The 18876-nt window shown below is 66.2% G+C and carries 15 protein-coding genes and 2 pseudogenes; 1 reads left to right on the top strand and 16 read right to left on the bottom strand.

The genetic code is table 11. The features are described from left to right. Positions 1-18: 18 nt before the first annotated feature. The 7 genes from SANBI_RS10545 to SANBI_RS10515 all read right to left on the bottom strand — a co-directional run bounded on the left by SANBI_RS10545 (position 19) and on the right by SANBI_RS10515 (position 6505). On the bottom strand, positions 19-1095 hold the full coding sequence (locus tag SANBI_RS10545; protein ID WP_319154817.1) for a hypothetical protein: 1077 nt from the start codon (positions 1093-1095) through the stop codon (positions 19-21). 68 nt (positions 1096-1163) lie between these two features. Beyond that, positions 1164-1745, bottom strand: coding sequence for an ATP-binding cassette domain-containing protein (locus SANBI_RS10540; RefSeq protein WP_319154815.1), 582 nt, complete (start codon positions 1743-1745; stop codon positions 1164-1166). Positions 1746-1756: 11 nt separating this feature from the next. Continuing rightward, on the bottom strand, positions 1757-2710 hold the full coding sequence (locus tag SANBI_RS10535) for a hypothetical protein (protein ID WP_319154812.1): 954 nt from the start codon (positions 2708-2710) through the stop codon (positions 1757-1759). A 115-nt stretch (positions 2711-2825) separates the two neighbouring features. Next, positions 2826-3452, bottom strand: coding sequence for a hypothetical protein (locus tag SANBI_RS10530; protein ID WP_319154810.1), 627 nt, complete (start codon positions 3450-3452; stop codon positions 2826-2828). Beyond that, complete coding sequence (locus SANBI_RS10525; RefSeq protein ID WP_319154808.1) at positions 3430-3714, bottom strand: hypothetical protein; 285 nt, start codon at positions 3712-3714, stop codon at positions 3430-3432. The genes SANBI_RS10530 and SANBI_RS10525 overlap by 23 nt, the downstream gene beginning before the upstream one ends. A 173-nt stretch (positions 3715-3887) precedes the next feature. Beyond that, on the bottom strand, positions 3888-4541 hold the full coding sequence (locus SANBI_RS10520; RefSeq protein WP_319154806.1) for a DUF4125 family protein: 654 nt from the start codon (positions 4539-4541) through the stop codon (positions 3888-3890). A gap of 20 nt (positions 4542-4561) precedes the next feature. Further along, positions 4562-6505 carry a DUF4037 domain-containing protein gene (locus tag SANBI_RS10515; RefSeq protein ID WP_319154803.1) on the bottom strand — a complete coding sequence of 648 codons (1944 nt, stop codon included), beginning with the start codon at positions 6503-6505 and terminating at the stop codon, positions 4562-4564. A gap of 151 nt (positions 6506-6656) precedes the next feature. On the opposite strand from SANBI_RS10515, the gene SANBI_RS10510 reads away from it, so the two are divergent. Beyond that, positions 6657-7085 carry a VOC family protein gene (locus tag SANBI_RS10510; RefSeq protein ID WP_179913063.1) on the top strand — a complete coding sequence of 143 codons (429 nt, stop codon included), beginning with the start codon at positions 6657-6659 and terminating at the stop codon, positions 7083-7085. Positions 7086-7103: 18 nt separating this feature from the next. Here the strand turns inward: SANBI_RS10510 and SANBI_RS10505 are convergent, their stop codons facing one another. From SANBI_RS10505 to SANBI_RS10465, 9 genes and pseudogenes are all read right to left on the bottom strand, one after another. Then, positions 7104-7868, bottom strand: coding sequence for an ABC transporter permease (locus SANBI_RS10505; RefSeq protein ID WP_319154799.1), 765 nt, complete (start codon positions 7866-7868; stop codon positions 7104-7106). Further along, on the bottom strand, positions 7868-8698 hold the full coding sequence (locus tag SANBI_RS10500; RefSeq protein WP_319154797.1) for an ABC transporter ATP-binding protein: 831 nt from the start codon (positions 8696-8698) through the stop codon (positions 7868-7870). Before SANBI_RS10500 ends, SANBI_RS10505 begins: the two co-directional genes overlap by 1 nt. A gap of 74 nt (positions 8699-8772) precedes the next feature. Continuing rightward, positions 8773-9129, bottom strand: a pseudogene (locus SANBI_RS10495) (DUF1048 domain-containing protein); the annotation flags it as partial. A 116-nt stretch (positions 9130-9245) separates the two neighbouring features. Beyond that, positions 9246-9566, bottom strand: a pseudogene (locus SANBI_RS10490) (PadR family transcriptional regulator); the annotation flags it as partial. Between the two features lie 345 nt (positions 9567-9911). Next, positions 9912-13445 carry a tetratricopeptide repeat protein gene (locus SANBI_RS10485; protein WP_319154795.1) on the bottom strand — a complete coding sequence of 1178 codons (3534 nt, stop codon included), beginning with the start codon at positions 13443-13445 and terminating at the stop codon, positions 9912-9914. A 108-nt stretch (positions 13446-13553) separates the two neighbouring features. Beyond that, positions 13554-14117, bottom strand: a complete 564-nt coding sequence (nrdG, locus tag SANBI_RS10480) for an anaerobic ribonucleoside-triphosphate reductase activating protein (RefSeq protein ID WP_319154793.1) — start codon at positions 14115-14117, stop codon at positions 13554-13556. Between the two features lie 3 nt (positions 14118-14120). Next, a complete protein-coding gene (nrdD, locus tag SANBI_RS10475) occupies positions 14121-16397 on the bottom strand; it encodes an anaerobic ribonucleoside-triphosphate reductase (RefSeq protein ID WP_319154791.1) in 2277 nt (758 codons plus the stop codon). A 257-nt stretch (positions 16398-16654) separates the two neighbouring features. Beyond that, positions 16655-18244 carry an ABC-F family ATP-binding cassette domain-containing protein gene (locus SANBI_RS10470; protein WP_319154789.1) on the bottom strand — a complete coding sequence of 530 codons (1590 nt, stop codon included), beginning with the start codon at positions 18242-18244 and terminating at the stop codon, positions 16655-16657. Positions 18245-18348: 104 nt separating this feature from the next. Continuing rightward, positions 18349-18786, bottom strand: coding sequence for a GyrI-like domain-containing protein (locus SANBI_RS10465; protein WP_319154787.1), 438 nt, complete (start codon positions 18784-18786; stop codon positions 18349-18351). Positions 18787-18876 lie beyond the last annotated feature (90 nt).

Here is an 18876-nt window from a genome sequence, read left to right as displayed (position 1 = left end):
GAACCAGACCTGCACGACTCACCGGTCCGAGAAGTATCGGAAGAGGTGCCTCTCGCGCACCAGCGCCGTTGCCGCCACGGCCCCCACGACAAGACCGGCTGCACCGAGGACCGCCGTCCGCGCTCCGATCACCCCGAGCGTGAGCGCAGCCTCGACAGGTGCTCGCGCGATCACGACGGTCATCGGCACCGCCATGACGCCAGCCGCCGTGACCCCGATCGCGGTGGCCTCGAGCAGGACCTGGAGCAGCTGAGCGTGCGGGCTGACCTTGCTGTGTCGGGCTGAGGCGAGCTCGAGCCGACGGAGTGCGACCAGCACGACTCCGAGGAGAGCCCCGACACCCAGGGCGACCCACGGTAGTGCTCGGGTCGGTCTGAGGTCGAACAGGCTGGCGGCGTCCATGGCCGCACCGAGGCGACCGTTGAGCTGGGACAGGACAGGTGCCTCGTCTCGGCCTGACGGGTCGGCCGGCTGGTGGGTGAGCACGGTGGCCAGCAGACCCGTCGAGTCGGGAGACTGCGGCCACTGGCTGAGCCAGCACTCGTCGTAGGTGCCAGAGCCTGTGACGATCACCACGGCGTACCCCAGGCCGCTGCGGCGGCCGTCGTCGGGATAGGTGTACGTCGCGTCGACGGGGGCGTCACCGTCGCTGGTCTGCAGCAGGTCTCCAGCAGTGATGCCGAGTGCCTCGGCGGCGGCGTCGGAGACGAGCAGTCCTGCATCCGTCATGGAGCCTGTGAGCAGGGCGGCGAAGCCCGGCGTGACCTCGTAGGTGGGGATGGGTGAGGCTGGCATGGTCAGCGCGACGAGGTCAGCAGGGGCTCGCCGCATGGCCCCGGCGTGCTCGGCGTCGGGGAGCCCGACGAGCGCTTCGCACGCGCCGCCGTCCACACGTCCGGTGGAGCTGAGCGTCGAGACTGCAGAACCCGCAGCCCGGTAGCCTGCGGCGTCGTCCACGAGCGACACGACGGCCGAGCCGTCTGCCACCGAGAGACCGGCGAGCGCCGAACCCAGCACTGCTGCGGCGATGACGAGCCTCGACGTCCCGGTCGCCAGGTTGCGGAGCGCCTCGGACCAGACCGCACTCAGCCGCATTCCAGCCGGCACCCTCGCGGGAGGTCGGCTGCGATCCTCGTCCCGGCTTGTGCTTGGAGGTTCGGGGCTCATGGGACTGGTGCCAGGTCGATCACGACGTCGCAGGCTTCCCGGGCCCGATGATCGTGCGTGGCGACGACCACGATCATCCCTTCGCGGGAGAGCGCTCCGAGAGACGCGGTGATCGTCGCGGCGGCGTGCGGGTCGAGCTGCGCTGTCGGCTCGTCGACGAGCAAGAGGTCGGGGGACCCGGCGATCGCGCGGGCCAGCATGAGCCGCTGCGCCTCTCCGCCCGAGAGCGAGCGGAACGGGTTGTCGGCGATGCTCGTGAGACCGAAGTCGCCGAGCAGCCGCATGGCCTCGTCGTGAGCCTCGTCCCGGTGGTGCCCCGCCGCGAGGACGGGCAGTGCCACGTGGTCGACAGCGGTGCGACCTGGGGTGCCGTGCGGATTCTGGAAGACGCGGCCGACCTGTTGGATACCGTCACGGACGACAGCTCCTGCGGTCGGGGTGATCCACCCAGCCATGATGCCCAGGAGCGTCGACTTCCCTGAACCGGACGGGCCTGTGAGCGCGTAGACAGTCTTGGGCACCAGCGCGAGCGTCAGATCGCTGAAGAGGTCATGGCCGCCCGGGAAGTGATGCCCCACAGCGTCCAGGGTCAGCTGCACGTCATGGCGGGGTCGGGCAGCAGGTCGACCTGGTGCGGCACGGCGTCGTCGGGGAAGGCGACCAGCGAGCGCCCCAGCTCGGACCCGACCACGGTCACCGGGAGTCCCGTGCCGTCCGCACTGACGCACGCCGACTGGTCCGGGGCAGCGGCGACCAGGGCGCGAGCCGGGACCGCGACGACGACACGAGGATCAGCGAGCCTGTACACGCCGGTCAGCAAGGTCGTCTGGTCCGAAGCCCTGTGCGCGACGACCGACGGGAGCTCGCCGACCGTCTTGAGGGCGGCTGGGTCGGTGATGCGCGCATCGGGTCCGAGGTCGAAGGTGGCGTCGTCGACGACCAAGATCCGGTCGTCGGCAGTCGTCCCCTCCGGGAGCGTCGAGAGTGAGAGGCCCTGCAGCGGCGGAGGTGCCGTCGCGAAGACCGCACCGGTCTCGACGTTCTGCCCGGTCACCAGGTCGCACGTGTCGAGGGGCGTGCTCTGCGCGGGCAACCAGACGATCCTCTCTCGTGCCACGACTGCTGGACCGTCGGTCAGCCCGAGTGCGGCGGCGACAGCCTGGGTCGCGTCGTCGACGGTGCCTGTGGGCGATGTCGGGTGCCCCAACCGCACAAGCTCCTCCTGGAGTGCCAGGACGTCGTTCCCGCTGTCCCCGGCCGCGAGGTCTCTCCACAACGGTCGTGACGTCGCGAGGTCGACGATCGTGACTCCGTCGACCTCGATGGTGCTGCCCCCAGAGACGGCGCCCATCCCGGGGCGGCACCGCGACGACGTGATCGTACCGGCCTTCTGGGAGACGAGAGCGAGGGGTGTCCCGAGCTCGAGCTCGAGGTCGACGACGCGCTCGTCGGTGAACTCCTGTTCTGAGGTGTCGAAGGTCGTCGCCGACTCTGGGGCCTCGAGTGAGTCTGGACGTGGAGCCCTCACGAAGAGTGCGGTCACGGAGACGGAGAGGATGATGAGAAGGAGGCACCCGAGCGCGACACGTGTCGTGGAGATCTGCTTCATCGGTGAGGGGGACGCGCTGTCCGTAGAGCCACGAGGGCGCGGTGCGCTGTCATGACAGCAGCCCGAGAGGGTCGAACTCGCAGAGCGTCGCGTCGGTGTCGGTCTCGGAGTAGGGAAGTGTCCCGTGCTCCCAGTCGAGCGAGTACTGCGCTGCTGTGTAGCTGTCCGGGACGAGACCGGCCCGGACGAGACAGGCGACCATGATCGTCGGTTCGTCGAGGTTCTCAGGATTGCGTTGCATGGACTCGTAGACCCAGTCGACCCCGCTCTTGGTCTGGCTGGAGCACCCGATGTAGGCCTCTTCGAAGGCCTCTCCCTCCGGAGCGCCTTCTGCGGACTCGGAGGTCATCGTCCCGTAGCTACCGAAGGTGAACTCGATACCAAGATCTGCCATGCAGGCCGCGAACTGGTTCCGGACCTCGGTGTACTCAGCCTCGGTGACGACTCCGTCGGCGAGGATCGAGCGCTGTGCGTCGGTCTGCGAGGTGAGATAGACCTCCGTGAGCGCGTCGGCCCACGGCCCTGTGAACTCGGGAGCTTCTCTGTCTGTCGAGCTGAGAGATCCATCCTGCGCAGAGGTTCCGCATCCGGCGATCAGGAAGAGGAGCGCCAAGCACGCCGCGGCAATGCCGCGGCGTGCTTGGTCGAGATTCTCAGACACGGTGCAGAACGCCATAGTTGGTGATCCCTGCCATGCATGTCATCTGAGTGGACTTCTTGCCCTTCCCAGCGGCATTCCCGTAGACCGTCGACTTACCAGCTGTAGAGAAGCTCATGATGCGGTAGTCGCAGGACGAGTTCGTGGCCGAGAACGTCGAGTACTGGCCGCAGATTCCACTGAGCGCTTCTGCGTCGGACGCGGTCACGATCGTGGAACCGATGGATCCGAAGACCCCTAGGCCTGCAGTCAGTCCCAGTGCGAGAATTCTGTTCTTCATGTGTTTTCGCTCCCCCTGGAGAGATGCGCGCCGGGAGTTCGACGCATAGTCGAGGCTAGGGGCGAATGTCTGATTTGCAGCGCACGTGAGCGTGATGCGGGTGAGTGCTCTTGCAGTCTTAGGTGGAACACTGGAGAAGTTTGGCGGTGACCTCTTCGCGGGTCGGTGGCGACTCACCCCGCCTGGGCGGCCTCGGCCTCGGCCAGGTCGGCGTACCCGACGAGCAGCACGGTCCACCGCAGCGTCTGCTCGGTGAGGTTGCCGCCGGAGGCCGCGGTCTCCTCGACGAGGCGGGCGTAGCCCTGGAAGGTCCGGTCGGAGTAGGAGCCCAGCTCGCCGCGCAGGTAGGTCTCGAAGGACGTGTCGACGAAGGTGTCCTGCGTCGTGCGCAGCGTCCGCATGGCCCGGCCGAGCCGCGGGTACCGGGCGCAGAAGTCGACTGCCCAGGCGACTTGGGTCGCGACGACGTGCTCTTGCTCGGAGACCCGGCTCGGGTCCAGGGCGGGCAGCTGTGGGGCGATCTCGCGCGCGTAGCGATCGGGTTCTGTCGATGCCATCATGCGGGCGTACTTCTCGGTGAGCAGGTTCCTCCCAGTCGACCCCGCCTCGTCGAGATCGGCCGCATAGCTGCGGAGCAGGTCGGTCGGCCAGGTGAGGAACTGGCTCAGGCGCATCTGGTGGAAGGTCGACAGGTCGTCCTGGCACGCTGCAGGTCCGCCCTCGTTGGCGACCTGCGTGAACTGCGCCCACTCTCGCTCGACGACGCTCTCGGCCACCTCCAGCCGTTCCTGCATCGTGCTGGTGTCCTCCGTCGGGGTGGTGCTCATCGCTGGTCCTCCGTCGTCTCTCACAGTGCCTTCAACCAGGGGTCGGTGATGTGCGCGGCGACGTGCTCGCGCTGTCGCTCGAGGAAGGTCTCGCTGCTGCTGCTCAGACCTCGGGACTGGAGCTCGGCGGCGATCGTGGCGCAGAGCCTCTCGATCCGCTCTTCCAGCCGTGCTCGCGCGTCGGGAGAACCCGGTCCGAAGCACGCTGCCGACGCGAGCCTGAGGATCTCGGAGAGGTCGTCGACAGCGCCGGGCAGGCTCGAGCCCATGCGACGGCTCAGACGGCGCAGCGCCGCGAAGTGCCACTTGTAGTACGGCAGGTACCCGGCCGACGAGGGACCGGTGAGCAGGAAGACGAGGGAGGCGACGGCCCGGGTGAGCTCGCCGACCGACAACCACGCCGCCTCCCCGTCGCCGCGGTCGAGCATCCTGGGGACGTTGTACTGACCTGCCTGCGAGATCATCCCGAGCCTCCGCGAGACGAGAGCCCACCTGACGTCGCGGGGCATCCTCGTGAAGGACCCCCGGACCGCGCTGAAGGCGCCGTGCGGGTCGGCGAAGACCGCGCCGTCGGTCGCCGCGGCGAGCGTCGCCTCGTCGAGCATCAGCCATTCGTGAGCGGTGGTGGGCGCCTGCCTGTAGCCGGTGATCTGCTCGTAGAAGTCGCCGATCTCGAAGACACCGACGCGGCGACCTGCACCGTGCGCACGAGGGGTCGTGGGCGTGCGGTCCACGCCGCGGAAGGTGCGGGGCAGCGCGTCGTAGTCGGCCTGGAGCGCGGCACCGATCTCGGCGTGGTCCTCGGCGGTGAGCCACAGGCAGAATCCTGGGCCCGTGTCGTGGTCGCGGGAGATCGCGTCGTCGAAGCCGTAGCACTCGGAGCCGTGGCCGACGAGACCCGCGGCGATCCGACCGCGGTACGCCGGGTACCGGAACTCGAGCATCGGGCGTCCGTGCTCTTCCCAGTAGGCACGGGCGAGATCGAGGCCAGAGTCGGGCGTGCGCGTCGTCGGGACCGCGGCGGCCGGTCCTGACGGGGCCGTGGCGGGGACAGGGGTGGGGGTGCTCGGACGGTCTGACGGGCCGGTCCCGGGCGCGGCCCCCGCCGCAGCCGCAGCCTCAGCCTCGGCGAGGTTCTCCGCCGTCACCACGTAGTAGTCGTTGTCCGTGCCGTAGCACTCGGTAATGATCGCGAGCGCCTGCCGGTACATCGTCACGGCGTCGGCGTAGCGCCCAACCCTGAAGCACACCTCGGCGTGCCCTGCGACGGCTGACGCGTAGTGGGGGTCGTCTTCGTGCCCGCCGTCCTGGTAGATCGCGAGAGACCTGTCGACGTACCGGGCGGCGTCCTCGTGCTGCCCGAGCGTGAAGCTCACGAGCGCCAGGTTGGTGCAGGTGGTCGCGATGTCGAGGTCGCGCTCGGGGTCGACCGACGAGGCCTCGAGGATCGACATCGCCGCTCGCAGCTCCGCCAGCGCCTGGGCGTGGTCCTGCCGCTCGCTGCAGAGGATCGAGAGGTTGTTGTGCAGACCGGCGAGACGCCGGTCAGTCGGTCCGAATGCGGTGTCGGCGGCGGACAGAGCCCGGCTGTAGAGCGTGCGGGCGTCGTCGGGTCGGCCCGCCGCACGCATCGCCGTGGCCCCGTTGATGAGCGTGGTCGCGTGGGCGTCGGTGCCCGTGAGGCCCATGCTCTCGACGAGGGTGAGGGCAGTCCGGCTCGCCGTGACGGCGTCGTCGTGCAGGCTCTGCGAGCGGTACAGGCCGACGAGCTCGTTGAGGAGGGTCAGCCGGGCTCCGTCGTCGCCCTGACGCTCGGCATCGGCGAGCGCCGCCCGCAGGTAGGGCGCGGCCCGGGTGGGACCGTCGTGGGCCGCGAAGATCGCGTCGAGACCGTGGAGCACGGTGGCCACGTCGACGGGCTGCGGAGGAGCTGCTGGGCGGGCGTCCGGTGTGCGTGACGTCATGGTGCCGGTCGAGTCGCGCGGTCGGTGTGCATCTGTCCACCGTGCCATGCTGCACGGCCTGAGATGTGGGGCTTTGGTCGGTCGCGCCAGCGAGGACACGTGGCGTGGAGCAGGCGTTCCCAGCGGCGAGGCATCCCGCTACGGTGGTCCGATGGCAACCGTCAGAGAGCTCCAGGTGACCTTCGACTGCGCGGAGCCCGTGCGGCTCGCCAGGTTCTGGTGCGAGGTGCTCGGGTACGTCGTCCCGCCCGGCCAGGACGAGGCGGCCGTCGAGGGCGGCGGAGACGACGCGCCGGAGGACCAGCCCGGGGGAGCGGTCTGCGTCGACCCGACGGGTGCCGGACCGCGGCTGTACTTCCAGCGAGTCCCCGAGGGCAAGGTCGTCAAGAACCGGGTGCACCTCGACGTCCGGGCTGGCACCGGCCTGGTGGGGGCAGAGCGTCTCGCGACGCTCGAGGCCGAGGGGGCGCGGCTGGTCGCGCTCGGTGCCACCCGCGTCAGGCTGCTGCCCGCCGACGACGAGGAAGAGTCGTGCCTCGTGATGCAGGACGTCGAGGGGAACGAGTTCTGCCTCGACTGACCCGTTCGACGGACCCGCTCAGCTGATCCTTCGGCGGTAGACGGCCACGGCCGAGGCGTAGGCGACCGCGATGACGCCCACGAGCCAGGCGAGCGCGACCCAGATGTCGTCGCCGACGGGGCTCTGGGAGAACAGCGCCCGGAGGGTGTCCACGACGGCCGTCACCGGTTGGTGCTCGGCGAACCAGGCGACGGGACCGGGCATCGTCTCTGTGGGGACGAAGGCCGAGCTGATGAACGGCAAGAAGATGAGCGGGTAGCTGAAGGCGCTCGCGCCGTCGACAGTCGTCGCCGAGAGCCCGGCGATCACGGCGACCCAGGTCAGCGCCAGGGTGAACAGCACGACGATCCCGGCCACAGCGAGCCAGGCGCCCGCCGACGCCCCGGTCCGGAACCCCAGGAGCAGCGCGACGACGACGACCACGGCGACCGAGACGAGGTTCGCGACCAGCGACGTGAGCACGTGCGCCCAGAGGATGCTGGACCGTGCGATCGGCATGGACTGGAACCGCTCGAAGATGCCGCTCTGCAGGTCGAGGAACAACCTGTACGCCGTGTAGGCGACGCCCGAGGCGACGGTGATGAGCAGCACGCCCGGGAGCATGTAGTCGACGTACGAGCCGTCGGCCCCGGTGTCGATCGCGCCCCCCAGCACGTAGACGAACAGGAGCATCAGCGCGACGGGTGTGACTACCGTGGTGAGGATCGTGTCGGGGCTGCGCAGGATGTGGCGCAGCGAGCGACCCGTGAGGGTCCAGGTGTCACCGAGCGGTCGGGGGAGCATCAGGAGTCCTCTCGTGTGGTGCCGTCACGGTCCGGGTCGCCTGCGGGCGGTCCGTCGTCGCCGACGAGCGCGAGGAAGACGTCTTCGAGGGAGGGCTTCTTCTCGACGTACTCGATCTCGGCGGGTGGGAGGAGGGCTCTCAGCTCGTCGAGGGTGCCATCCTGGATGATCGTGCCCTGGTGCAGGATCGCGATGCGGTCCGCGAGCTGCTCGGCCTCGTCGAGATACTGCGTGGTCAGCAGCACTGTCGTGCCCCGCCCGGCGAGGTCACGGATGGTCTGCCACACCTCGAGTCGGGCCTGGGGGTCGAGGCCCGTCGTGGGTTCGTCGATGACGACCACGGGCGGGTCGCCGATGAGGCTCATCGCGATGTCGAGCCGGCGGCGCATCCTGCCTGAGAACGTCGCCGCCTTGCGGTCCCCGGCCTCGGTGAGCGAGAAGCGCTCGAGCAGCCTGTCGGCGATCACGCCTGGAGCGTCCAGGTGACGCAGCCTGGCGACGAGCACGAGGTTCTCCCGCCCGGTGAGGACGTCGTCGACCGCGGCGAACTGGCCCGTCAGGCTGATGGACTCGCGGACCTTCTCCGGGTGGGTCGCGACGTCATGTCCGTGGACCGTCGCTGTGCCGGTGTCGGCCTTCAGCAGCGTCGAGAGGATGCGCACGAGGGTGGTCTTGCCGGCGCCGTTCGAGCCGAGCAGCGCGACGATGCTGCCTGCTGCGACGTCGAGGTCGACGCCGCGCAGCACGTGCACGGCCTTGAACGACCTGGTGACGCCGCGGACGCTGATCGCCGGTGCAGGCGTCGGCGCAGCGGACGTGCCCGCGGTCATGGTCGTGGTCCGTCCCCGGTGGTACCCGGGCCGATGTCGTCAGGGGTGGTGCTGCCGGTCGCAGGGCCGGACGCAGCGCTGGTCGCCGTGTCGATCGCCGCGACGAGGCGGTCGCGCTCCTTGTCGAGCCACTGCTTCCCGGCGTAGGCCTGCGCGAAGGTCTCGGCGAACTCGACGGGGTCGTCGCCGACGATGTCTCGCACGGGCGTGTCGTCGACGGCCGCGCGGTCCCAGAGGTCGGCCAGGTCGCCGAGCATGGTGACGAGGGTGTCGCCGTCGGTGACCCCGGCGAAGTAGGTGATGTACCTGTGCATGGCCTTCGCCGCGGACCCGTACGGGTCGGGCAGGGCGTTGATGCGGGCCGTGTCCTGCCGGTACTGCTTCTTCTGCGAGAGCGGTCCCGTGAGGGTCTCGAACCAGTGTGCCGCCATGATCATGCCTCTCTGCTGCTGGGGTGCGAGCGGGTGGTGTGCGCGCTGTCGTCCGAGAGTGCGCTGTCTCCCGGGCGGACGGTGCCGTCCAGGTGGTCGGAGCCGCCGGGGAGGTCGGTGCCGTGCAGCTCGGCGATGCGGCCCGCGAGGAAGGTCCAGGTGGTCCAGAACTCCTCCAGGTACTCGCCCCCGGCCGAGTTGAGCGAGTAGACCTTGCGTGGCGGGCCCTTCTCGGAGGGGACCTTCTCGACGTCGACCAGCCCGCGCCGCTCGATCCTCACGAGCAGCGCGTACACGGTGCCCTCGACGATGTCGGAGAACCCCTGCTCGCGCAGCCGCGCGGTGATCTCGTAGCCGTAGGCCGGCTGCGTCGCCAGGATCGCCAGGACGATCCCTTCGAGGGTGCCCTTGAGCATCTCGGTCATCTGCTTGCCCATGCGAGTCCTCGTCTCGGTACTCGGTGATGCTATCTACCACTAGATAGTGCCACTGAGTACCGAGTGCACAAGGGGCTCTTCCGCGGCCGGGCGAGGCTTCGGGGAGCGCAGGTGAGGTGCGGGGACAGGGCTGGTGCGGTTGCCGCGGGCGGCGGCCACGCCACCGCCCGCCCGGCTCGCGACGAGGCGGGGATGCTGAACATCCCGAGCAGCTCGACCTTGTGGGCGTTCGCAGTCAGGTCCTCTTCTAAGGTGGAGCCAGATCAGGTCCGCCCACGTGGCTTTGGACCCGAAGAGCGCTCTGTCGTCGCGTCGCCACGTAGGCCCTTTTCGCGTGATTGCAAGTCAGGTAGTGAGAATTACCATGTTGGCAACAGACTTGTCTGCGGGCGTACTGAGCGAGACTAGCCCTTGTACATACATTGCCGCTACTTGATGGGTCAGACCGTTCGAAAGCCGCTCGAACTCTATCCTTAAGGCGTGCTCAAGCGGGTCTTCAAGATCGCGTTCGCCAATCGCCTGCCTTATACCGTCCAGGACAAACGGGAGGGCCGTCTGAGTGAGCCAATCCTCGTCTAGTATTCGCGTCAGCAGCCAATTAACGTTATTCTGGGCAGATTCGCCGCTGGTGCGTGCAACCCACTCGGCCAAAGCGTGCACCCATGCAGAAATGGCCGCCGGGTTAGCCGCACAGTGGCCCGCAAATTCGAGCGCGGCGCCTACCAGAGATGTGGGATTTGTTGAATCTGGAGCCCAGGCAATCTGGAGGGAGCCTCCCTTAGGCAACCAGGAATCGATCTCAACTGCCACCCTCAACCAATCTTCTCGAAAGACGCCTCCGACGCAACCGGCTCGAATTAAGGATGCTTGCATGAGAATAGCTTCGTCTTTATCAAGATGGCCATCTCTCAATGCGGCTTCGATCACGGCAGAGGTCGATATCGAAGCCGAGCCCTTGTCTGACGCAATCTTCCTCAGAACCGCATCGTCTGACATGTACCCCACCGAGTGGCCGTTAATGGACAGACTCAATGCGGAAAGCCACACGGGCGCAACACCATTATCGCTCAATGTATCAAAAATCCCTGCCGCCTCGGAGTGTTCGCCGTGTGTGCCTAGAATAAGGCGAGAGACGTTTTTTGCCCGATCTAGGAGAGCACGGGCCTCCTCTTCCGATATGGTGTGTACTCGCGCCGACCCGTCACCACCTCGTCCGACGGTCATAGTCGAAAGAGGGCGAAAACTGTCGACGGCGCTAGCTGCATCAATCGCCTGCGCCAACGATCGGACCGGCGCATCGAAGTAGCCCAGCAGTTTGTCTGCGGACATCTTATCGAGTTGTGCCAGTGACAAGAAACTGGATGTATCAATCGCAACTCTTTGGGATCGTAATTCTCGGGCTTGCTGAACCTCCCTTTCGAAAGAGTTCGGATTTCCCGAGAAGCGCGGACCGGCCCATGCCACCAAAGTTTCGGCGTAACCGCGGCCGTGGACCGACGAAGCCAAACCTAAAGGGTAGGTTCCGAGAAAGACTTCACGGTCAATCTCGGAGGTGTCCGGCGAGGAAGCCACGATGGCATCAAGAGTTGCCATCGGATCCTCGAGATTAACCGGCACCGACTCGAAGACGTGAGGTACCTGAGCAAGCAAGACCGCAACCCGTTCTTGCGCGTCTGGTGCAGGTGAAACTGCTTCCGGGCCTCGCATGAGTATAGAATAGACCGCCGCAGCTTTGACAGTTTCTGAAGCTGACTCACTTTCCGCTAAAAGAAGAATCCGCTCAACAGAATCAAGGCTCTTCTCCTCATGTCGAGATAGATGTATCAACGCAAGAGTTTCGCGCTCGCTTCTAGGTGCTGGACTATTCCCAAGTTTTTGGTATGTATTCCAGGCCTCTTCGTAACGCGTGAGTTCCATCAGGCATATGGTTAGACACCAGATTGCGTCGGGCGAGTCTGGTGTGAGTGCCATCAATTCTGCTGAAGCGCTGGCCGCATTCTTCCAGTCGCGGATCGACGAGTACGACTCGATCTGCAGATGGAGCAGGTGAATATTGTGGCTTTTCGGCCTGGAGCTAGAAAGCCATGCGGTTCGAGCGCAACTTGCGGCGAGCGCAGGATTCGAAGACCGGTCATACTCTCGGGCGGCTATTTCCCACATGACTGAGTCGTTCCAATACTGGGCTGATTCCGCCATCGCTTTTGCGGCCTCTTCGTGCTTGCCTCCATGCTGGCATATCGCCAGGAAAGCGAAAGTGAGGTTACGGTCTCTCCGCGCCTCGTTTCTTAACTGCTGGAATGCTCCCGTGACCTCTCTCGCCGCTTGCGAAATTAGGTTCAGGTTACGAAGTTCGGCGTGGTCTACTAGCCGCAGCTCGGAACCAGATATCTCCCCACCTAGAATAGAAATTTGTTGCGCGAATCTGTACTCTTCTTCTTCAGAGGTTGCGTACTCTATGGCCGCTCTCCAGAGTCCTTCGGCCTCTGTTAATTCACCTCTTCTCATTGCCAAAAGGGCCTCCGCTTCACTGCTCTTTAGGGGGTCTCGAATCCCAAGAACTTGCAGAGTGGCCTCTTCTAGCGGCCGAATTTCAATGGCGATTAGGGCTGCATATTCTTGAATCCTGGAATCGTTGTGCTCTTCAAATGTCGCAGTGCCATCCGGCGTGAGCTGAGTGAGCGTCCAGGCTGTCTGGGTGTCGCCCGCGTATATTGCAGATTCGATGGCTAGCAGCGTGGACATCACCGATGGCTGGCCCCAACGTCGTTCCGTGTCACGGGAACGAACAGAGAGGGTTTGCGCGCGCCGGAGGTTTGCAAGGTGGACCTGATTTTGACGCGGCCTACCGTTATCTAGGAGCGCATTGACGGCTACAATTGCGTTTCGAGTCAGCCCCTCGTTTTCCAAGGAGTTCATTGCCAGCTCTTCGGTTTTGCCGAGATCGCCTTTCGCTGCAAACACCTGGCATTCTATGAAGTTGCGATAGGAGCTCTCAGACTCATCCAGACTTGTCCAATCGCACAGACTGGATTGAGCCTCGATGAAGTTGCCCTGTAGAAAATGGATGATTGTACCCATTAGGGCGTGTTTGCCGGCAAGTGGGAGAAGATTTGCAAGTTGCTCCTCGCCCGTGTTCCCGGATCGGAGGACAGCGGCCCTGGCTTCCCAATAGTCCACACGCGTGGCGCCGTCGGCTATCGCTTCTTCTATTAGGTCCGCCGAAATTGTCGGCAAAGCAGCATCGCCCGCGATTTCGGCGATCCAGAGAGTGACATTTGTGGGAGCGTCCTTCCACCACGGTGGCCTTCGAGAGTTCCATGCCTTTAGGGCTTCCTGGTTTGAGGAGGCAGTGCTAAGTTCACCCAAAAATCTCGGAAACGCGTGCCAAGTCTCAAGAAGAGTTTCGAGCTGGCGTCTTCTCAAAGGTGCTACTTGGAGAGAATAGTCGTCTGCCTCTTGGGGGCTTGCTTGCCGAATGGCTAGTTTGAGTTCGGCGACGGCTGTGCGAACTTGTGTTTCAAGCGCTTGGTGCGCCGGGAGCATTTGTGTATGAATCGATATCAGCGCTCCAACAAGTAATTTCGCCTCTTCGGCAGAAGAGATGACCGGGCCGGCTCCCAGATCAGCTTGTAGGTCGCTCGCTAGTTGCTCGATGTCCTTCGGGGAGCCTGATCTAAATGCCCTAACGAAGTCAATCTTCTGACACTGCTTCCGCAGTGTCCAGTACTTCGAAAGCTCGATGAACTCCGCGCTCGATGCTTTTCTGAGTTTCAACGGAAGTGTCCATGAGTAGGCGATTCGCTTCCAGGTTGAAATGGATAGTTTGCCTACCGCGGGTCCGACGGCTTTTGCTGCAAGCAATGTCCAATCGACTGCCATGCTGACCCTCTCGTCGGCTCCGAGTATCACTTTTGTCGGGATTCCACTGAGCGCTTATTGTGGCGTCATTTCTGAAAAGGATGGCCTGAGATGCTAATGCGCCCACTGTTAATCTAGACGACACAAGCGCGACAGCGCCACCGCCCGCCCGGCCCGCAACGACGCAGGCACGTCGAGGACGCGCTGGTTCCGGCTGCCGCGGAAGGGCAGCGTGAGGTCGCGCTCGGCCAGCGTGAACGGACCGTCGACGAGCACGTCGAGCATGCCGAGCAGCTCGACCTTGTCCGCGCTCGCGGCGAGCAGCTCTTCGAAGGTGTAGCCCGACCACGCCCAGACGTCTCGGGCGTGGCCGAGCTCGGCGCGGAGGCGGCGCGTCACCTGCAGGCACACTCCCGTGTTGAGGAAGGGCTCGCCTCCGAGCAGGCTGAGGCCCTGCACAGACTCGTGCGCGAGGTCGGTGAGGATCCGGTCCTCGAGCGCACCCGTGTACGGCGTGCCGTACCGGAAGCTCCACGCCGCCTCGTTGAAGCAGCCCTCGCACGCGAAGAGGCAGCCGCTCACGTAGAGGCTGCACCGCACGCCCTCGCCGTCGACGAAGACGAACGGCTTGTAGTCGGCGACGAAGTCCTTGCTGAGCCTCGACGACAGCCAGTCCGGCTGCGGCTCGCGCACGGCTCAGCCCTCGGCGACGGCCCGGCGGTCGGCCGCCGAGGTCCCGGTGCTGCCGGGCATGTTCTTGACCCGCGAGGAGATCTCGACGTGCCGGCCGTGCACCATCGGGCGTGCCTGCGGGTTGCCGAGGTAGCCGCAGGTCCGCTTGACGACGTCGCAGGTGCGGGGGTCGTCGTTGTCGCACTCGGGGCACGCGAAGCCGCGCGCGGTCGGCGTGAAGTCGCCCTGGAAGCCGCAGGCGTAGCAGTGGTCGATCGGCGTGTTCGTGCCCAGGTAGCCGACCCTGTCGTAGGCGTAGTCCCACACGGCCTCGAGGGCCTTCGGGTTCTGCTGGAGGACCGGGTACTCGCAGTAGTGGATGAAGCCGCCCGCGGCGTACGCCGGGTAGTCCTTCTCGAAGTCGAGCTTCTCGAAGGGGGTCGGGTTCTTGCGCACGTCGTAGTGGAAGCTGTTCGTGTAGTAGTCCTTGTCGGTGATGTCCGCGACCTCGCCGAACTTCGCCGTGTCGAGACGGCAGAACCTGTCGGTGAGGCTCTCCGACGGCGTCGAGTACACCGAGAACTTGTAGGAGTACGTGTCGGTCCACGCCTGCGCGCTCGCGGACAGGGTCTTGAGGATGTCGAGCGTGAAGGCCTTCGCGTCGGCGTCACCCTCCCAGGCGCCGCCGAAGAACGCTGCTGCCGTCTCGTAGAGGCCGATGTACCCGAGGGAGACGGTCGCCCGCCCGTCGCGGAACAGCTGGTCGACGGAGTCCTCCGGGTCGAGGCGCTGGCCGAAGGCGCCGTAGCGGTAGAGGATCGGCGCGTTGCCGGGGGTCGCCTCGCGGCAGCGCTCGACACGGAAGAGCAGCGCGTCCTTGACGGTCTCGAGGCGCTCGGCGAGCAGGGACCAGAAGTGGTCCTGGCTGCCCTCGGACTCGAGGGCGATGCGCGGCAGGTTGAGCGTGACGACGCCGAGGTTCATGCGCCCCTCGACGACGTCGTTCCCGTCCGCGTCCTCCCAGCCCTGGAGGAAGGACCGGCATCCCATCGGGGCCTTGAAGCTGCCGGTGAGCTCGACGATCTTGTCGTAGCTCAGCACGTCCGGGTACATGCGCTTCGTCGAGCACTCGAGGGCGGTCTGCTTGATGTCGTAGTTCGAGTCGCCCGGCTCGAGGTTGAGGCCACGCCGCAGGGTGAAGATGAGCTTGGGGAAGATGGCCGTCCGGTGCTCGCCGCCGAGCCCTTCGATGCGGATCTGCAGGATGGCGTTCTGGATCTCCCGCTCGAACCACCCGGTGCCGAGGCCGAAGCCGAGGGACGTGAACGGCGTCTGCCCGTTGGACGTGAACAGCGTGTTGATCTCGTACTCGAGGGACTGCATCGCGTCATGGATGTCCTTGCGGGTCTTCGCCTCCGCGTAGCCCTGACGGCGCTCCGGCTCGCTCACCCACTCCTGCGCGTCGGCGAGGTGCTTGGCGAAGTTGCGCTTGGCGTAGGGGGCGAGCAGCTCGTCGATGCGGTTGACGGTGCAGCCGCCGTACTGGCTCGACGACACGTTGGCGATGATCTGCGTGATCTGGGCCGTGGCGGTCTGGATGGACCGGGGCGGCTCGACCTCCGCGTTGCCGATGCGGAAGCCTTCACTGAGCATCGACCGGAAGTCGATGAGGCAGCAGTTCGTCATCGGCGAGTAGGGGTGGTAGTCGAGGTCGTGGTAGTGGATCTCGCCCTTCTGGTGGGCGTTCGCGACGTGCGGCGGGAGCATCGTCAGTCCCAGGGCCTTGCCGACAGCACCGGCGGTGAGGTCGCGCTGGGTGTTGAAGACGTCGCTGTCCTTGTTGGCGTTCTCGTTGACGACGGTGCTCGCCTTGCTGAGCAGCTCGCCGATCGAGTGGTTGACGTCCGTCGACCGGTTGCGGGCGATGTCGCGGCGCACGCGGTACCCGATGTACGCCTCGGCGACGTCGTAGTGCCGGCTCTCCAGGAGTACGTGCTCGACGACGTTCTGGATCTCGTAGATCTGCACCGTGTCGGTGAAGCGGCGTGTGATCTCGGTGCCGACCTGCCGGGTGAGGTCGAGGATCGCCGGGCGGACGAGCTGGGCGGGTCCTTCGTGGACGTCGGCGAAGGCCGAGGTGAGCGCACGCTCGACGCGGGCCGGGTCGTACTCGGCGACCCGGCCGTCCCGCTTGAGGACCGCGGGAACCTGAGGGGTTCCGGGGGCCGAGAGGGTCGTGGACGCTGTGCGCTCCGACCCGGTCTCTGCTCGTGCTGCCTGGTCTCCCTCGACGACTGTCACTGCGGGTCCTGCTCCCTCTGGTCACGGCTGCTGGTCCGACGCCCACCGTCGTCGCGCTGCCGAGGATCATCGATCCTCAGGCTTCGCAGACACTACATACGGGGTTCGTGCGTCTAGAAGAGACTAGATCTTGTGTCTCTCGTGCAGCGGGCCCTAGGTCCCGGGTGAGGTCGTCAGGCCAGTCGTCAGGCCGCGCGGACCTCCACGACCCGGGGCGCGTCGGCCGGCGCAGCCCAGGCCGTGCCGGCCGCGCCGACTCAGGCCGTGCCGACCTCGACCTCGCCCGAGCCGGACGCCCCGAAGACGATCCGGCGCGTCGCGATCTTTTCGGTGAAGAACCTGTCGTGGCTCACGACGACCACGGCGCCGGGGAAGTGCACGAGGGCGCGCTCCATCACCTGCGTGCTCGACAGGTCGAGGTGGTTGGTCGGCTCGTCGAGGACCAGCACCGAGGCGCCCGACAGCAGGCACTGCGCCATGGCGACACGCGACCGCTGACCACCAGAGAGGTTGCCGATCTTCTGCTTGAGGTCGGCGTCGGAGAACTGGAACATCGCGAGGAAGCGGTTGACCGACTTGCGGGTCGCGGTGAGCGCGAGGCTGCCCGGCATGGCGTTGACGGCGTGGCTCACCGTGTCGGCGTCGTCGAGCTCGTCGAGCACCTGGTTGTAGGAGATCACCGAGGTGCCCTTGGTCCACGCGGCCTGCCCGGAGTCGGCGTCCTCGGCGCCGGTGAGCACCCGCAGCAGCGTGGACTTGCCGGAGCCGTTCGCGCCGAGCACCACGATCCTGTTGCCGCGGCGGATCTCGAAGGTGAGGTCGTCGAACAGACGCTTCTCGCCGTAGGCCTTGCTCAGACCCTCGACCCGGCACATGACGTCCTTGACGTGCAGACCGCCGTAGATCTCCGTGATGATCTGGTCGACCGGGCGGGGAGCACGCGACTTCTTGATCTTCGCGAGCTGGTTGCCCAGGCCCTTGCTCGCGGCCTTGGCGGCCTCGCGCCTGTCGGCGATGCCCTCCGACTCGAAGGCCAGCAGCTCGGACTCGTGGACGAACTGCGACTCGAGGGTCTTGAGGCGGAACTGCTTCTGCACCACGTACTCCTCGAAGTTCCCGGAGTACTCGTGCAGGTGGAAGTTCTCGACCTCGATGGTGCGGGTGATGACGGCGTCGAGGAACTTGCGGTCGTGCGACACGACGATGGCCGCGCCGCGGAAGTCGCGGAACCACGCCTCGAGCCATTCGACACCGGCGACGTCGAGGAAGTTGGTGGGCTCGTCGAGCAGCAGCACGTCAGGGCGCTCGAGGACGATCTTGGCGAGGGCTGCGCGGTTGCGCCAGCCGCCCGACAGCTCGTCGATCGAGCAGGTGCGGTGCGCCTCGTCGAAGCCGAGGGTGGTCAGCGCCGTGTCGATGTGGCGGGAGTAGTCCCAGCCGTCGAGGTGGTCCATCTTCTCGAAGAGGTCTGCCTGGCGCTGCACGAGGGCGTCGAGCGCGGGACCGTCGGTCGGGTCTGCGGCGATCGCGGTGTCGATCGACGCGAGCTCGGCCTCGACGTCCTTGATCTCGACGAAGAGCCCGTCGAGCACCTCGGAGATGGTCGCGGTGCCGTCGAGCTCGGAGAACTGCGAGAAGTACCCGATCTTCAGGCCCTGGTCGAGGGTGACCGTCCCGCTGTCCGGCTCGACCTGTCCGAGCACGAGCTTGAGGAGCGTCGACTTGCCCGACCCGTTCTTGCCGATGAGCCCGACGCGGTCGCCGGCCTCCAGGCGGAAGAAGGCCTCGCGGAGGATCTGGGAGGAGTCGAAGCGCACGTGGACGTCGTGCAGCCGGATCAGGCTCATCAGGGGGTGACCTCTCGGGTGGGGCGCACAGCTCGGAGAAGTCCGGCCTGGGGCGGGGTCGATCTTACCGAGTCGGGCGCGGACCCGAGGCGGCGGCCTTCAAGTCAGCTGGACGGGCGGATCGGCACCAGGCAGTCCACCTCGCCCTCGCGACGGTAGTGCTCGATGTGCGGTCTGCTCGCGTCGTGGTCGGCGCGGCTGAAGAGCACGTCGAAGGCCTCGCCGATCTGCTCGTAGACGGCCGGTGCCGTCCCGCGCAGCCGGAGCCGCAGGTAGTTGCCGCCGGGGATCACGGTCTCGTCCAGGGCGAGCGGGTTGTCGGCGTCCCGGTCGAGACGCACGGTCGACAGGCGGTACACGCCGTCGTAGACCAGTCCCATCATCGAGCGGCCGCTGAGGGAGTCGAACGCTCCTTCGAAGTCCGGCCAGGCGGCCTGCACCGTCGCGAGGTCGTCGGCCACGTCGCGGCTCAGGGCTGGTCTCTCGTCGAGCGTCACGACGTCGATCCGGCCGGGGTCGTGGGCCGCGGGATGGTTCGTCATGGGGACAAGGTACCGAGGTCGTCCGTCCATCGCGCCTGGTCTTCGCCTCGAGACGAGCGTCCAGCGCGCGGGGTCCCCGCCGTCCCGGCC

It is taken from the genome of Sanguibacter biliveldensis (assembly GCF_033798665.1).
In the GTDB taxonomy this organism is placed as follows: domain Bacteria; phylum Actinomycetota; class Actinomycetes; order Actinomycetales; family Cellulomonadaceae; genus Sanguibacter; species Sanguibacter inulinus.
This window is presented reverse-complemented; position numbering and strand designations above follow the sequence as displayed.

Bases quoted from the DNA above. Each gene is read 5' to 3' on its own strand.
- SANBI_RS10500 (WP_319154797.1), bottom strand. From the start codon at position 8,698: ATGACCGCGGGCACGTCCGCTGCGCCGACGCCTGCACCGGCGATCAGC.
- SANBI_RS10510 (WP_179913063.1), top strand. From the start codon at position 6,657: ATGGCAACCGTCAGAGAGCTCCAGGTGACCTTCGACTGCGCGGAGCCC.
- SANBI_RS10520 (WP_319154806.1), bottom strand. From the start codon at position 4,541: ATGAGCACCACCCCGACGGAGGACACCAGCACGATGCAGGAACGGCTG.
- SANBI_RS10485 (WP_319154795.1), bottom strand. From the start codon at position 13,445: ATGGCAGTCGATTGGACATTGCTTGCAGCAAAAGCCGTCGGACCCGCG.
- SANBI_RS10515 (WP_319154803.1), bottom strand. From the start codon at position 6,505: ATGACGTCACGCACACCGGACGCCCGCCCAGCAGCTCCTCCGCAGCCC.
- SANBI_RS10505 (WP_319154799.1), bottom strand. From the start codon at position 7,868: ATGCTCCCCCGACCGCTCGGTGACACCTGGACCCTCACGGGTCGCTCG.
- SANBI_RS10470 (WP_319154789.1), bottom strand. From the start codon at position 18,244: ATGAGCCTGATCCGGCTGCACGACGTCCACGTGCGCTTCGACTCCTCC.
- SANBI_RS10545 (WP_319154817.1), bottom strand. From the start codon at position 1,095: ATGCGGCTGAGTGCGGTCTGGTCCGAGGCGCTCCGCAACCTGGCGACC.
- SANBI_RS10465 (WP_319154787.1), bottom strand. From the start codon at position 18,786: ATGACGAACCATCCCGCGGCCCACGACCCCGGCCGGATCGACGTCGTG.
- SANBI_RS10525 (WP_319154808.1), bottom strand. From the start codon at position 3,714: ATGAAGAACAGAATTCTCGCACTGGGACTGACTGCAGGCCTAGGGGTC.
- SANBI_RS10530 (WP_319154810.1), bottom strand. From the start codon at position 3,452: ATGGCGTTCTGCACCGTGTCTGAGAATCTCGACCAAGCACGCCGCGGC.